The sequence below is a fragment of the Candidatus Zixiibacteriota bacterium genome, assembly GCA_040756055.1.
In the GTDB taxonomy this organism is placed as follows: Bacteria; Zixibacteria; MSB-5A5; order GN15; family FEB-12.
This window is the reverse complement of sequence record JBFLZR010000006.1, coordinates 81,866-98,473: the sequence shown is the minus strand read 5'-3', so window position 1 is coordinate 98,473 and position 16,608 is coordinate 81,866. Positions and strand designations below refer to the sequence as shown.

General features: G+C 53.3%; 9 protein-coding genes and 1 tRNA gene. 7 read left to right on the top strand and 3 right to left on the bottom strand.

Annotated elements, in window-relative coordinates:
- Positions 1-231 precede the first annotated feature (231 nt).
- From AB1483_11945 to AB1483_11920, 6 genes are read left to right on the top strand one after another with little or no spacing between them, the layout of a single operon-like run.
- On the top strand, positions 232-6,987 hold the full coding sequence (locus AB1483_11945; protein ID MEW6413161.1) for a right-handed parallel beta-helix repeat-containing protein: 6,756 nt from the start codon (positions 232-234) through the stop codon (positions 6,985-6,987).
- Positions 6,987-8,999, top strand: coding sequence for a tetratricopeptide repeat protein (locus AB1483_11940; GenBank protein ID MEW6413160.1), 2,013 nt, complete (start codon positions 6,987-6,989; stop codon positions 8,997-8,999). The genes AB1483_11945 and AB1483_11940 overlap by 1 nt, the downstream gene beginning before the upstream one ends.
- Positions 8,986-10,593 (top strand): PP2C family protein-serine/threonine phosphatase, encoded by a 1,608-nt coding sequence (locus AB1483_11935; protein ID MEW6413159.1) that lies wholly within the window; start codon positions 8,986-8,988, stop codon positions 10,591-10,593. Before AB1483_11940 ends, AB1483_11935 begins: the two co-directional genes overlap by 14 nt.
- Positions 10,577-11,338, top strand: a complete 762-nt coding sequence (locus tag AB1483_11930) for an ATP-binding protein (protein MEW6413158.1) — start codon at positions 10,577-10,579, stop codon at positions 11,336-11,338. The genes AB1483_11935 and AB1483_11930 overlap by 17 nt, the downstream gene beginning before the upstream one ends.
- Before the next feature lie 2 nt (positions 11,339-11,340).
- On the top strand, positions 11,341-11,685 hold the full coding sequence (locus tag AB1483_11925) for an STAS domain-containing protein (protein ID MEW6413157.1): 345 nt from the start codon (positions 11,341-11,343) through the stop codon (positions 11,683-11,685).
- Positions 11,686-11,689: 4 nt separating this feature from the next.
- A complete protein-coding gene (locus AB1483_11920; GenBank protein MEW6413156.1) occupies positions 11,690-13,345 on the top strand; it encodes an ATP-binding protein in 1,656 nt (551 codons plus the stop codon).
- A 42-nt stretch (positions 13,346-13,387) separates the two neighbouring features.
- Here the strand turns inward: AB1483_11920 and AB1483_11915 are convergent, their stop codons facing one another.
- A complete protein-coding gene (locus AB1483_11915; protein ID MEW6413155.1) occupies positions 13,388-13,594 on the bottom strand; it encodes a hypothetical protein in 207 nt (68 codons plus the stop codon).
- 231 nt (positions 13,595-13,825) lie between these two features.
- Here AB1483_11915 and AB1483_11910 point away from each other — a divergent pair, with 231 nt between their 5' ends.
- On the top strand, positions 13,826-14,719 hold the full coding sequence (locus AB1483_11910; protein MEW6413154.1) for a hypothetical protein: 894 nt from the start codon (positions 13,826-13,828) through the stop codon (positions 14,717-14,719).
- Between the two features lie 101 nt (positions 14,720-14,820).
- Here AB1483_11910 and AB1483_11905 read toward each other — a convergent pair whose 3' ends face one another.
- Together AB1483_11905 and AB1483_11900 are read right to left on the bottom strand one after the other, a co-directional pair.
- Positions 14,821-16,266, bottom strand: coding sequence for a T9SS type A sorting domain-containing protein (locus AB1483_11905; protein ID MEW6413153.1), 1,446 nt, complete (start codon positions 16,264-16,266; stop codon positions 14,821-14,823).
- A gap of 213 nt (positions 16,267-16,479) precedes the next feature.
- Positions 16,480-16,550, bottom strand: a tRNA-Gln gene (locus AB1483_11900).
- Positions 16,551-16,608: the final 58 nt, after the last annotated feature.

The following is a 16,608-nucleotide window of genomic DNA, read 5'->3' as shown; positions in this document are numbered from 1 at the left end:
AGAATACCGGTGCAGTGTCAAGATGCTATTGACACTGCGCCTTTTTTATTTACTCGAGTACAAAGACTGATAAATTTCCACGGTGGCGGCACCTGTGCGGACACCGTAATCGCATACAAATCAGCGCCTTAATTTCCTCCAAAGCTCCTCATTTTTGTGTCGCCAGGACTCACTATTAGGGCAATTCAGCCGATAATATATGAGAATTGGTATAGCTACCTTTATAAAAACATGATAAATCGACTCTGTATTTTCATAATATTCTTCGCGATTGCCATAACAGTCCGAGCGGAGAATTACTATGTATCGCCGACCGGCAGCGACGCAGCCGACGGTCAGTCGATAGAAACCGCCTGGGCCACGGTAGACAATGGTGAGAGCCTCGGGAAAATAAATCCGGGTGACACGGTATTTATTCTGCCGGGATATTACGCTCCAACATCAGCTATAGTTATCACCGTGTCGGGGACCTCGGATATGCCCATTGTCTATCAGGCGCTTGGACCTCAGCGGCCAACTTTCTACGGGGCAAATCAGCCGGGAACCCTGTTTGACATTGACGCCAGCTATATCGTGCTGAAAGGCGTTGAGATCCGCAATGTTCCACTGCGGGGAATCGACCTCGATGGTGATTACTGCACGATAACGGGGTGTTACATCCGAAATGTCGGCAACCACGGCATACTGGTCACCGGAGACCATAATGAGATTCTTTACAATATCGTTTCCTATCCGGCTGAATCCGGCATTCGCAATGAGGGGTTTGGCAACTACACTCACATCTACAACAACACTGTCTACCACACGGGAAGATACGGCATTGAGATCACCTCGACCGTAAACTCCGTTCGCATTTTCAATAATATCGTCGCATACAGCGGAACCGATGGAATTACGGCCCCAGCCGGTAATGTGTGTGGATTCAACAACGTTTGGGGAAGCGTAGAGGAGAATTATGGAAGCTCGGCAGTTGACTCAGCGGGAGGCATTGTAGAACTACCTGGCTTTGTGGATCCGCTCAACGGACGCTTTGATCTAAAACTGGGTTCCGCCGAGATTGACGCCGGCCTGGGCGTTGGCTACCCGTTCACCGGTTCAGCGCCTGAAATGGGCGCTATCGAGAAATTCAGGACCTTCTATGTTAGCCCCGAAGGAAATGACTATAACGACGGGTTAAGTCCCGAGCATGCCTGGAGAAGCATTGGTAACGGCGGTCCCGATCTCTATCCCGGAGACACAGTGTCTGTTATGAGCGGCGTATATGCTGACTCGGTATTAATTCTTTCGAGCGGGATGGCAGATGACATGATATCCTACGTTGGGGTCAGGGATTCTTCGTTTCTCGACGCCAGCGGGCATTACGCCGCGGTTCGCCTGGATGCGAATCATATCCGATGGTCCGCGATCAGCGTTGCCAACGCCTCCAGTTCGAACATGCGGTGCTCCGGCGACAGCAATCTCGTGGAATTTTGTCATTTCAGCAACGCCGGATTCTACGGCGCCTATATGTATGGCGATGATAATCGTTTTTTTGCCAATGTGGTCCGGGATAACCTTTACTACGGATTATTGCTGGGAGGGGGAGGCGAAGCGATCAATAACACCTTCTATCGCAATATCCAGCCATCGATACTGGTCTCGGGCGGCGATCCGCACACCATAGAAAATAACATATTCTATGCCTACAGCAATTCATCACTCGCTGTCGCGGCTACTCAAACCACCGTTCTCGACTTCTGTCTTTTCTATGGATACGATCAGCCAGTGTATGGAGAAGTAACTCTCGGATCGGGTTGCATTATGGCGGACCCGATGTTCTATGACGCCGACAATGACGACTTCCATTTGCTTTCCGCTTCTCCGGGAATCGATGCCGGCATCAACTCCGGTCTTCCATATGCCGGCGCCGCGCCGGATATCGGAGCGTACGAAACGGGTACGCCCACCCGGATGGCCATCACTTCGCTCTACCCGGTGCTCAGCGCCGATTCATCGTACCAGTTTGAAGTCGAAGGCACTGATTCCGCGGGTTATCCAACTCGCCTCGGCGACCTTATCTGGTCCGAGAGCTTCCCCAGCGGCAGCATAACCTCGACCGGTTTATTCACTCCCCAGTTGACATGCACCGGGCGCGTAATCGCTCGCACGCCTGATAACAAGCTCGCCGATACCACTGACTACATGGAGGTGGTACCCGGAATCCTCAAGTATCTCTCTGTCACGCCGCGGCGGGAGACAGTCTTTATCGATTCGACCCTGCAATTCTACGCTGATGGCACCGACGCCAAAGGTAATTTCGTTGATGATCTCGGAACCTTGAGCTGGGAAGTGCTCAACAACGTTGGAATAATCAGCGGTTCGGGACTATTTACGGGCAAAAGAGTCGGGCACGGATTCATTCGCGCTCGAAGCAATCTGGGGCCGCTCGACATCACCGACACAATCACTGTGTTGGCGGAAGATATGTCGCTGCGGATAGCCTCGATATCTATCCCTCCACGTGAACTGATTCCGGGCGACGCAACCGGACCGTTGCTCGCTTTCGAATTAACCAACTATTATCCATCCGATATCATAATAGACAGCCTCCGGCTGAGATCATCGGGGGATGATCCTGATGGCGCCACACAGGTCGAACTGGACAGCCAGATCGAGAACGTGCAACTCTACCTGGACCAGGATGGCCAATATAGCGTGATCGGTGAAGATGACAGTCTGTTGTCGGTGGCGACGGTTGTCGATGGATTCACCTTGCTGCACATAACCGGACTGGAGATTCCGGCGGGCGGCTCGATTCAGCTCTGCGCCTCGGCCATTTTGGACCAGACCAACCCCAAAGACGGCAACAAGATCGCCTTCGAGCTCGTCGACCCGGCCCACATTTATACGACACCGCATGCCGAGTCGGCCGGCGAGTTCCCGGTCGGCAACGACCAGTTGTTTCTCGTGAATAATTTTCCTCTCTCAAATGTCGTTGTAAACCCTCTTCCCAGTGTAAGCCTCTACGAAGGCCTCGGGCTGAAGGCGGTTCTCGACATGGACCTTCCCTCCAACGGCTACGATGAAGATCGCCTGGACAGCATCGTCGTGCGCAACACCGGCACTCTTGAAGACTCCGACGATATTATGGAGGTCTGGTTGTTCGCGGATGCCGGCGATAACGGATTTACCATGGATGACCTCTATCTCGGGCAGTTCACTTTCAGAACATACTACTGGAAATTGTCGGGAATCTCTCATAGGCTGCCGCCGGGGACAACCAGAATTTTTGCGGTAGTTAGAGTCATAAGCAGTCAGTTCGATGGGGGCACGCTTGACTTTGAAATTCCCACCGGCGGCATTCAGTACGAATCCGGAACGGATGGAGCGGATGACGGTCCGGTCAAGAACCCGAACTGGTTTCTGGTCATCCCGGCGAATCGCATAACCGCGGTGTCGATACCTACGCCATCGTCTTATGTTTATCCCGGCAGCGCCGACAACGCCGTGCTGACATTCGCTCTGTACAACGGTTACAGTTCCACGCGCGATTTACATTCTGTCCGTCTGACCAACCGCTCCAGGACAGCCTCCACGCTCGGCTACGCGGATGATGAACTGGGGCTCGTATCCCTTCACTTCGACGACGACTTCAATCGGGTGCTTGATGGCGACCCGGCCATCGCTTCGGGGTATTTTACCGACGGCACTCTGAGCCTGACGGGACTCGACCTGACTCTCCCCTCTCAGACTCTGACCTATTTCTTTGTAGCCGCGGATCTGCCGACTCTCGGCGCCATAGACTCCGATAGCCTCGCGGTCGCGGTGGAACAGCAATCCGACCTGGTGTTCGATTCGGAGGATGAAGTAAATTTGAACGGCACGCTCCCGCTGTTAAGCGGCGGCTATAAAATCATTAACGGCTCGGTGCAGGCTCAATACAGTCGCCTGCGGCTCACCAGCACCACGGTGTCGCCTGAAGACACCTCGATCACCATCCTGGCGTTCCGCCCCGCTTATAACGGCGATCAGACAGATGTGCTCGAGTCCGTTACACTGACGAATATGGGCGACGCCGACACTTCGGATTTCACCGACCTCGAATTATGGGCCGACGCTAATGGTGATAACCAGTGGCAATATACTGACACTCAGTTGGGGCAGTTTGACTTTGACGATGGCTTGTGGACAGTCGATGGCCTGAGTCACCCGACAAGTGCCTCAATGCCGCTTTTGTTTGTGACAGCAGACGTAACAGCGACGCCGACGCCGGACGTTTATTTCCGCTCCCGGATCCCTGTCAACGGATGTCAGTTTTCATCGGATAACGATGGTCCGCTGGATTTCCCTATCAGCGCCGAGGCAACTTTCACGGTATCGGCTTCGGCTCTGCGGGTATCGGCCGAGCCGCTGAATACCACGTATTCGGTAGGTCAAACCATTGAAGTCAAAGCAAAGGTATCCAACCTGCGCGCTACGCCAATCGCCGATGTTTATTGCCAGTTCGTAGCATCGGCCAACCCGGCCGACAGCGAGTTGGTCGGCCCGGTCACGCTCGACGCCGGACAATCGATGGAATTCACACATCCTTACTTACCTGCCGGACCGGAAGTCACATCATGGCAGATTCGATCATTCTCCACCAGTGAGGGCGATTCGTCGGGTGTTGTTACGACTGAAACAGTGACCATACAGGCGGTGCCGGTCGACGTGCTTGTCGAGATGATTAACTCGGCTCCAACAGCCGTCAGTCGCGGACAATCGAATGTATTTCCCTTGAGTCTTCGTTACACACATCCGGATTCGAGCCCCACGACAGCGTCCATAAGAGTTGACAGCCTGAGACTTACCGTTCTGGACGGCAACAACCAACCACAGCCGGCCAGCGCGGCCTTCTCCAGGATAATTTTGGCGTCGGATTACACCAGCCTCGTAGTATGTGAAGACGTGCCCTCCGACCCATCGGTTCTTCTGACATTCTCACAGCCGGTTACGATCGCTCCCGATCAGGAGCGTCTTTTCTCTCTGCGGGTAGATATTGATATTGATGCAACGGCTACTGATTTCGTGATATCTATCGAAAATGCCGCCGCGGTGAGTGTGGCTGACGATAACACCCTTCTGGCGGTGACACTTGATCCGTCAATTTCATTCCCACTGCGGACGGCTCCCTGCAGAATCGATGACCCATCACAGTACCTGGCGGTATCGGATTCAACACTGCTCGAGGGCACGGTCAACTACGGGCAGGAGGATGTTAACATCCTACAGGTTGGCATGCGCCATCCCGGTGAGACCGGCAGTTCGCAGGTTCAGTTAATAAGCTTGACCATGCAGCTCGTGGATGAATCGGATTTGCCAATCGCCGCAGAGGACCTGATTACCAGTGTCAGCATCCTGCGTCAGCAGACCGTGATCGGGTATCTGAGCAGTTTTCAATCCGGTCAATCACTGCTGACCGTGGACTTCACCGCCCCTCCTACCCTCAGTGCCGGGGAATACGATACGCTCGTCATCCGCGCAAACATGAAAGATTATTCCACCCACGACTTTTTCGGGCTGCGGATCAACGACAGTACCGCGTTTGAGGTTCGTGACCTGAGTTCCGGGTCAATAGTTTCGGCGATTTCGGACCCGATCCTGGCCGCATCGAATGTCTTCCCCATGCACACCGGCTACACCGGCATGAGACACCCGGCCCTGCCGCCGGAAATCTGTTTGATCTCTTTGGCGCCCGAGACAGCCGTTGGCGGAGCCGCCGAAGTGGAGTTGATTGGCGTGACGGTCCGTTACGACGCCACCGATGAATACTCGCCGCTCACTATAGATGATTTACGAATCACCGTTCTGGACAGTCTCGGCGCCCCCCTGAACCCGCGTGATCTCTTCGACCAGATTGGAATAGCAGTGGATGGCGGTGATATACAATATCAGACATTTATAGAACTGGACGGCGGCTTTACGGTTTTCAATCTCGACAATGACCTGCTGATCAGCCCCGGGGACACCGTCTCCGTCGTCATGATCGCGGATATCGAGAGCGGTACTCCTGTCGATCATTTTAGATTGAACCTCTCCGGAGAATCCGGTCTTTGTCTGCGCGATGCTACCGACACAACCCGGACGCCCGGATTCACCCTCAGCCCCGAATGCGCCCAGGAACTTCCCTTGCTCACGACCACAACGCGGGTTTTCCTGCCGGCTGGCAGACCATCACTGGCTTCGACGGAACATCCCGTGCTCCTCGCCTATCCCGGACAATGCGCAGTTACTGTCGCTGATATGGATCTCGGCTATGCCAGCGTAACGCTGCAGGGAGACATTCTGCTCCATGGACTTTCCGGCAAAGTGATAACGAAAAACCGTCAAGGCATATATGATATCGAAGCGTCAGACGTTTTCTCCGCAATCAGGCTCGCCGTCAACGGAGACACTCTGACAGGCGCATGTGAGATGACAGAAGGTGGATTTGCGATCAGCCTCGAGAGTCCCCGGATCATACAGCGGGGCGACGCCTTTGCATTGTCGTTGGTCTGCGACATAAACGAAAACGCGGCCACCGGTAACTACATGCTTCAGTTTGAAGATTCGACTTTCTGCGATATGATCGATCGCAACCTGCTTACACAGGTATCTCCCGTGCTGGCCGACGGTTCCTATCCGATTCTGTCGACGGAATTGTCGATAACCTCGGTGAATCTTGGTGAGTCATTCACCAACTTCCCCAACCCCTTCAATCCGGCCGACGGCGAGGTGACGACAATTGGCTATGTTCTCGCGGAGCACGCGTATGTCGATATCGAGTTATTCACGATCACCGGAGAACTTGTATCGCGGCTGATCGAAAACTCGTATCGCGAGGCCGGAGCGCATCGCAGCGACACCTGGGATGGCGCCAACGACAAGAACTTGAACGTCTTGCCCGGAACCTACTTCTGCCGCATAACGGCCAGGTACACCTCGGGCAGACAGGAAAGCTTCACCAGAAAGATTGCGGTGGTAAGGTGATGAAGAGATTGTTACTGACAACAATGTTTCTGCTGATGGCAGGGAATGTCATGGCTGATGGCGATGGCGGCACCGAGTCGCCATTCGCGCTGGGAGCCGGCGCGCGTGACCTGGCTCTCGGAGGGACAGCTCTTGCCGACGGCGACGCCACCACTGCGCCGTACTGGAATGCGTCCAGACTGGCCGAGGCCGAATTTCTGTCCCTTACGGCTTTCCACACTCGCTTGTTTGTCTCCGACGTAACCTACCAGTACTTTGGTCTGGTCGTGCCGACAATGGACTTCGGAGGTTTCGGACTCGGAGTATTCCGACTCGGTGTCGACGATATCGAGAGGCGCGACGAGACCAATCTTCTTCTGGACACGTTCGATGACAACCGTCTGGGCCTTTACCTTGCCTATGCCAGAAATATTTCGGGCTACAATGCGGGCGTGGCCGTGAGTCTGGAGACGCACTCGCTCGACACCTACAGCGCCACTTCATCACCCGGCCTCGATATATCAATCGGCCGCCGGTTCGCGCTGGATTACGGCAGTCTCTCGGGACTCTCTTTCAATCTCGTCGGGCGCAACCTCATAAAACCGTCGATCGAACTCGCCAACGAAAGTGTCACCTACCCGCGCAGTTTCGATTTCAGTCTGGCTACGAAGCTGCTTCCCGGAGCAGCGTGGGATCACAGTCTGAGTCTATCATCATCTCTTTCTATGGTCGAGGCTCTCGATGCTACAATTGCCATGGGGCTGGAATACAATTTGCGCGATATGTTGTTCCTCCGCGGCGGTTACCGCGACGACAGGCTTTCGTTCGGTGTCGGGTTGGCCTATAGTTTTGTCAATTTCGACTACGCCCTCGTGGACCGCGATATGGGGACTCTCCACATGTTCAATCTGACAACCTCGTTCGGAAAATCCGTAGCGGAAAAACGGCAGATCAAAGCAATGGAGAGAGAAAGAGAATTCAATCAATTGATGACCGAGCGGCTGAGTTCCCAGAATCAGGAAATGATCGCCGATCTAACCAAGCAGGGCAATGATCTGCTGGCAGTCGGCGATTACCGGCAAGCCGCGGAGTATTTCGACCGGGCGCTTTTCATGATGAAGGGCAATGGTGTGGACACAACCGATATGTATACCCTCGCCGTCGAGACGCATGCCAGAGCCGATGAACTCGATCGGAGAATTCTGTTCGAGCAGTCGCTCGATTCCGCCATGGCCCGGTTCGAAAGCGAAGACTATCTGGCGGCCAAGTATCTGGCGAATCAGGCTCTGACCGTGATCGAGGACAGCCCCGAAGCGTTGGCGCTGTTGAATCGCGCCGATTCGGCTATCGCACAGACTCGTTCCCGCGAGCAGGTCATAGAGCAGCAATTGCTGTTGATAGACTCTCTGATCGCCTATGGAGAGATTGACCTGGCGTTGTCCAATATCGCGCCGCTCGTAGAGATGGCCCCGGACGACCGCAGTGTCAGACTGGCGGACAAAAAAGTGAGATTTGAAGCGCTCCGGCGCGACGCTACGACGGCTTATGAACGATCCAACCTGTCGGTCGCGCTGACCCGTGTCGAAGCCGCCTTGAAACTGTTCCCGGACCACCAGTGGTGCCTCGACATGAGAAACCGTATCACGCGCCAGATGACAAAGACTCAGACTCTCCCACGAGTGGTGCAAACATCCGGCCCTCAGCCATTAAGCGATCGTCAGCGGCGTGACGTGGAACGTGATTACCAGGACGGCCAGTCGCTGTTTGCCGGCGGCAATCTCAGTCAGGCGATTCAGAAATGGGAAACGGTCTACACGCTGGCTCCCGAGTACAAGTCAGTTAGAGACTATCTGGTCAAGGCCTACAAGTTCATGGGCGTTGAACTCTATGGGCAGGATAAACTGCGCGACGCTATCACCGTGTGGCAAAGAGCGGCGGTGCTCAGCCCCGATGACGCTGAAATCCGCCAGTATATCGAGCGAACCCAGAGCGAAATCGAAAAACTCATGGAACTCTCTTATGAAAACCGATAGTAACGACAACCTCGCTAAAGAGTGGCCCCAGGCCAGGCAATACCGACGTTCCATTCGTCTGGAGTTCTCTCTGTACATCTCGGCGATCGTGCTGATTTTGATGGCGGTCACCGGGTGGGTTATAACAGATAAATACGTTTCCACCATTAACGCTGAAGTCGTCGACAAACTTGTGGTGCAGGCGCGTTCCTATTCAGGCCCCGCCGGCAAGCTCATCATTTCCGCCAACGGACCCGACGCCCTGCTTCTCAATAATATCTGTAAGAAGCTGGCGACCGATAACCCCGAAATTTACTGGGCGGGAATCACTGATAAGAACGGGACTTTCCTCGCCCATACCGATTTCAGGCAGGTCATAGCCTCGACCCGGATAAACGATATCGGTTACGGCGAACACAATGAGCGCATGGGAGACGGTGAGAGTTTCAGCCATCGTGGCGATACGATTTATATCTCCGTACCGATTTGGGAGAACAGCGTGCAAGTTGGCGGGCTCGCCCTGGCATCATCGACCAGACACATCACCGAGGCGAGAAGGGAATCGATTACCACCGTCGTAACCATAACGGTCGTCATGATCCTGATGGGACTGCCGGTCACGCTGATGGTCCTCCATCGGAAACTCCGTCCCATCAGCATCATTACCGACAATCTGAAAAACATCAAATTCGATAACATCGCGATAGACATCCCTCTTCATTCCAAGAACGAATTCGGCTACCTTGCCGAAACCATGCGCGTCATGGGCGCCAAACTCAATCAGGCCCAGAAGGATTTGATAGAAAGAGAGAGGATCGCTCGTGAGCTTGAAATTGCCCGGGAAATTCAAAAGAGTATTTTGCCCGAGGGCTTTCCGTCCGGCAAGTCCTTTGAGATAGCCGGCGTCTACCGAAGCGCCCGTGAAGTCGGCGGGGATTATTACGACTTCATCGAGTTCGACAATAATCGCCTCGGGGTGGTGGTCGCTGATGTATCCGGGAAATCGTTGCCGGGAATGCTGGTGATGCTTCTGACCCGCGACATTATTAAGAAAGTCGCCCGACACCCCCAACGCCCCTCGCAGATTCTATCCGAAGTCAACCGCGAACTTGCCGCGAACATTAAAAAGGGCATGTTCGTAACCATGTTTTTCGGAATTCTCGACCAGGCAACCGGCTGTTTTACCTTTGCTTCAGCGGGTCATAACCCTCTGCTCTGGTATGATTCTGTGCAGGGCGAGTGTAAGTTGATAAAGACCAAAGGATTTCCGCTGGGTATGACATCTGCCGCGCAGTTCAGCGCCCGGATTGAAGACGGCGAAATAAGGCTGTCAGAATCCGACTGGATAATTCAGTACACCGACGGCATCAATGAGGCCCGCAACAATCGTTCCGAGGAGTTCGGCATGGAACGCTTCATGCATGCGGTGACAAGATATAATTCGTTGCAGCCAAAGGACTTAGTCTCCAAAACCATCGTGGACATTGAGTCTTTTGCGGCCGGAAGTGAACAATCCGACGACATAACATTAATAGCTCTCAAATGGAGCGGTGATTTTGTCGATAACAAACATAAGGCACAAATGAAAGTGAATTCATGTGTTAGCCAGGGCTGAACTAAAAAATAGGATTGAAGTTCCGGAGAACCTTTCAGCTGATTCAGTAAATGAATTCGAGAGGGGGCTGAAGCAACTTCTTTCAACCGGACCCCAAGCCATTGAGTTCGACTGTTCGAATCTCAAGATGGTGACGTCCAGCCACGTCAACCTGCTGTGGTCAGCCCGGGAACAGTGCTGTCTCGCCGGCGTGAGCTTTCAGTTTACCCGAATGTCCGCCGGCCTCGTGAGGATTCTCCACGTCCTCGACCTTTACAGCCTTTTCACGGGCCGCGAAGCCGAGGTGCAAAAACCCGGGAAACAGACCGGTCGCTTGAAAGTCGGAGGCGGCCCTACCGAATTCACGAGGAGCCTTAAGGCTGACACGGATAATATTGCCGCCACAGTGCGGGAGTTTCGCTCGTTTCTTGATAAGACCGCAATTGACGAACTTTCGATAGTTGAATTGACCACTATCGCCTATGAAGCTCTCACCAATGTGCGGCTGCACGGAGAACTCGATCCCCATCAGATGATCGAATTCAAGGTAACATCGGGCGCAGAGAAGATTTGTATGGTTATTGAAGACAGCGGTAAGCCTTTTAACCCGCTCGGCGACAATCGTCCCTACCGGTCAGGCGAGGCCATCCGCAGCCGGCAAAGTCGCGGATACGGGCTGGTCATGATACGCAGGATGACCGATGCCCTCACCTATGAACGCGCCGATGGACGTAACATACTGGCATTGGAGAAACACTGGAATTAACTATGGATCACAATATCACTCAAAATGTACTCAGTGACGATACCATAGTCATAAATCCGGGCAGCGTTCTGGACAACAACAACGCTCACCACATGGTGGATATTATCTCCAGGGCGCAGTCGATGGGATATCATTTTATCATGATAGATATGTCACAGCTCCAGTTCATTTCCTCTGCCGGAGTCGGCTCCATCCTGGGCGCTGTGGAAACATCGAGAGAAAACGGCGGCGATATTGTGTTGTGTAACGTATCAGAAAGCGTCCTGCACATACTCCGCGTGCTGGACCTGACGGATTTTCTGACGATTCGCGACGATATCGACCACGCGGTGGAAACCAGAGGATAAATAATTGGCTCACCGGGCAGTGACATCATCAGAAGCAAAGGCGGATATTCTCGGTAGCGACGACCAGTTGGCTATCGACAAGCAGATACTTGCGCTCGACGCCCTCTCAAAACTGGCCAAGCAGTTCTCCAACAAACCAGATTTCGACCAGCTGAATGAATTGCTGATTCTGACAGTCTCGGGGCAGTTCGCGGTCCCGAACGCCTGCGCCCTGATTCGTCAACCCGGCTCTCAAAGCCCTATTCCACTGTTTTTCGGTACGGGCAGATACCGCAACGACAGGCTCCTTCTTTCGCAGGAACTGACCACCGATCACAGCAAATATTTTCTCGAAAACAGGACGCCCTCTCATATTGTCAACCTGACGCAGGACGCTCGGACGGCCAAGCTGGGCTTCGTATTGTCCGAGTGTAACGCCCGCATTATAGCACCGCTGCTGCACAATGATAATCTCATCGGAATACTCGGGCTGGGCGACAAAGTAACCGGCAAGTCATTCGAATCGAGTGATCTCGAGCTATTATCCACGCTGGTCAACGCCATTACGCCCTTTTTGGCAAGCTCGTTTCTTTTTTCCGAAATAAGCGGACTGAACACCTGGTATGTAGACATCCTCAACAGTATCGAACAGGGTGTGTTCATATTCGACAACAACAACCTGCTCAAACAGGTCAATCGGACCGGGTTTAACATCCTGAAGCAATTCCGGCCGAACCTGATACACATCGAAACGGTTCACATGCTTCCAATCGAAGTCGTCTTCCCTGACTCCGTTTATGGCAACTGGGCCAAACGGTTTATCAAGTCGCGCAATAACCCGCAAAGCGGGCTGCTGGAGAACATGGTCGCGGCCTCGGGCGATAGCGAGCGAATTTACAACGTTCACATAAGCCGTATCACCGGAAGCTCAGTTCTCGAAACCGATCTGATTATTACGCTCGACGATGTTACCGGTCAAAAGCAAAGCGAACACCGTCTGTTCGAACTGCAGAAATTCGCCGACCAGGGCGTCATGGCGTCATCGATATCCCATGAATTGAACAATTTCCTCGGACTCATTCTCGGCGGCGTCGAGGTAACCCAGATTTCTCTCGGCAAAGGTGATATAGAAAAGGTCACCGCCAACCTCGAGAAGCTTAAAACCAGCGTCAATAAAATGGAGAGGTATACATCGGGTCTGATGGACTACACCAAACTCGATACCCGCAAACGTAAGTCAAACCTCAATATTGTTATTTCCGATGTTCTCTCCTACGTTGCGGCGCAGAAACGGTTCAAGAGAACTCGGGTGTTATCTGATCTGGATTCGAAACTTCCGGAATTCGAGATGGATGCCGACCAGATGTCGCAACTGCTTTTGAATTTGCTTAACAATGCCGCGGATGCCATCAACGAAACGAACGCTACCTCGGGCGAAATAGTGGTACGGACAATGCTCCACTCCGGCAGCGCGATTCTGGTAATCTCCGATAATGGGGCCGGTATAAAACCTGAAGTCAAACAGAAGCTTTTCAGGGCCCACATGACCACGAAAGAGAACGGCCACGGTTACGGCCTGGTCACGTGTGCCAAAATTATCGACAATCATTCGGGTGAGGTGCAGATCGACTCCGAGCCCGGCAATGGCACAACTTTCACTTTCAGATTTCCCATATCGTAATAAGCCCCCCTCCCCCGCCTGTATCCGGAACGTCAGCAGTTTCTATGATTTACCGTAACCGGGTCCCCTGAGAACGCGTGCCGGTAGCGTAAGTATGGCTTTCAGCAGGTCGAGAAGGCTTTCCACGGTAATGCCTATCAATCTGAACGGCAGTGACAACAACCACAATAGCGGATAGGCTATCAGCGCAAACAATGCCAGCGGCCAGCATATCACCAGAAGTATCAGCCACAGCAGGAATTTTATCATCGCGCACCTCCTTTATTTCAATCTACCGTTTAAGTTACGCTTTGTCAGGTTCTTTGTTACAGGTCGATCGCGGCCCCAAGAAATCGGATGCCTGAGTAAGTTTTTACCGCCGAATTAAATCGGTCCGGCAGCAGTGGCAACTTCGCAAAACCCGACAATTAATCCTTTTCCGTATCGCGTTTGTCGTATAAACATATACGAATAAATTTGGCTGCATATCAGGAGAGGTAAATGCATAAAAGAGCCATAAGCCGCAACCGCAAATTGATCGCTTTCTTGCTAATGTCAGGTATAGTTGCACTCACCCTTGCGTGCAAATCGCAAGAGTTGAGGAGCGTTTGGGTTGATAAGGGTATAACTGTCGATGGTAAAATCGACGACTGGAGCGGACTGCCCACAACCTATTTTGAAGATCAGTCAGCGGTGGTCGGCCTTTGTAACGGGGCTGACAACCTGTACATCCAACTCCGCACCCGCGACCCCAAGTACGCCGGACTGATCAAGAGAACCGGCCTGACGATTTACGTCGATAACGAGGGATCAAAGAACAAAGACTTTTACGTAAAATTCTATGCCGGACCAAAAATGACCGATATGCGCGGTCCGATGGGCGCCCCAGAAGAACAGAACGGTGACGATCAGAGACCTCAGATGAGGGAGCGGTTTGGCGGCCCCCCCGATGGCGAGCAGCCCGATAGACTGCTGTGTTATGTCAAGGACCGCATCGCTGAAATGTCCATCTCACCGCTGGGTGACCAGGGTCCAAAAGCTGTCTATGACACCAGTATGGGATTCTACTGCTACGAGTTCGCCATTCCTCTTGGGGAGAGCATCGTGAGGCATTACGGAATTGACAGTCAGCCGGGTCGCACAATTTCGATCGGCGCTGTCTGGGGTGAAGTGAATTTCGACGATGCTCGAAAGCAGATTGCCGATCGTACTGAAGGTATGCCCGGCGGTGGTATGCCTCCCGATGACGGTATGCCGGGTGGGGGATTCCCCGGTGACAGGCCCGGGGGCATGGGTGGCGGCCCCCCCGGTGGGCGGAACATGCCGCAGAAACAGGAAATCTGGTTTAAGACGACACTGGCACCGGTACCCGGCAACACGGCTATTTCTGAATAACTTACCGTATACCGAACAAATGACAGCACTCCTTCTCACAAAAAAAGCTCCCGTCATACGGCGGGAGCTTCTCAATCTATAAAACATCCAATCAAGCTGACTTATTTCAAAAGCACCATCTTTTTGGTAAGTGACTGCTGCCCCGCTTCCAGACGATACAGATAGATACCACTGGCGCATTCGCTACCGTTCCACATCACCGTGTGCTCACCGGCAACCATGTCGGCATCGACCACCGTCGAGATCTTCTGACCTGTGATGTTGAACACCTCCAACTTTACGTGACCGGCTTGCGGCAGATAGAAACTTAACCGGGTCGCGGGATTAAACGGATTCGGAGCGGCGTTCACCCGAAGCTCTGTCTGCGAAACAGTCGTCGTCGGCGCCTGCAGTTTGCCGGTGCCTTCTTCTTCCAGCCCGAGATACATCACCGATGGATCAATCGGGTTGAAAGCCATAGCATCGATTCCGTCAAGCGCGTCAGTGTGAGCGGCCGTCAGTTCGTCGTCTCTCAGATTATACTTGAACAGATCGGTACCATAATCATATATGTATGATCCATACACGAAGTACACTGCGTCATCAACCGGGTGCACGGCCATTGGCGGCTGGTTGGTGAGAATGACGTTTCGCTCGATACCGTTCTGGTCTAAGGCAACATCGAGCTGACGCACCGCTGTCTGGAAAGTGGCTCCGCCGTCGCCCGAGACAAGAATGTCGCGGTATCCGGCGCCCATCGTCTCCAGATTGGCCCGCGCCCACACCCGCTGCGGGTTTGATGGCGAGTACAAGAATTCGAAGACAATGTCTATATCGATCTTGTCGAACGGTTCAACCGTGGACCAGGTCTGCCCGGCATCGGTCGACCGCCACGCGCCGATACTGGCGCAGAGAGCGTTGTCCCAGTTCTGAGGGTCGAACGCAAAATCATAGAATATCCCGTTGCCGGTATTGGCCGGTTCGCCCAGCAAGGCAAAACTGGCGCCGCCGTCGAACGACTCATAAATCTGGCAATCCATGCTGCCGAAACGAATATGCATGGCGTCTTCCGGATCCACCGCCAGTCCGTACACCTTGTTCGGAGCTGTCAGGGTATAGACCGCCTGTCCCTCGATGCGATAGAACGTATCACGGCCGCGCGAATAACCATAGGCTTTCCCACCGGGAGCCGCTTTGAGCAATAACAGTTCGTTAACCCCAAGCAAGGTGACCTCTTTCCAGCTGCAGCCGGCGTCGTCGGAGCGAAGTATGGAGGTTCCCTGGGAGGTCATGCTCGATGCGAGCAGGACATTGGCCTCATCGAGAGCGACCAGCCCATAGGTATACACGATTCCCCTCAGAAGCGATGTTGTCGCCATCGTGACGCCATCGTCGGTAGTGTAGGTCACGGCCGGCGTGCCGCTTATTCGAGTGCAGGTTGGGACAATCCACTCATCGCCCGGGTCGACCGGACCCTTTTTCCATTGGTATCCTTCGCCATCGGCGAAAGCCATTACGGCCAGGCAGGCGATTAAAGCCAAAGCGATTAACACGGTACTGATTTTCATAATGTGCTCCTTTTGCATCAGTCGATCAAAGAATGCGGTAGTTCATTGTTTATTCAACGGTGACATTTTAAGTGCCAGACCACTTGGCGGTTTGGTAAGGCGAGTATAGATGTAAATATAACGCTGTATCTGAATCCGTCAACGGGAAACCAACTTTCAATCGAGGCATCTCTGCCGAGAGGAAGAAGATATGGGACAACCTGCAATAAAAAGCTGGGAGACAGGGATTCGAACCCCGATTCTACGGTCCAGAGCCGCATGTCCTACCGTTGGACGATCTCCCAGTAAAGACTATATATCAAAGGGCCAGTGGCCCGAAACAGCCCCGAATATACAAAACAA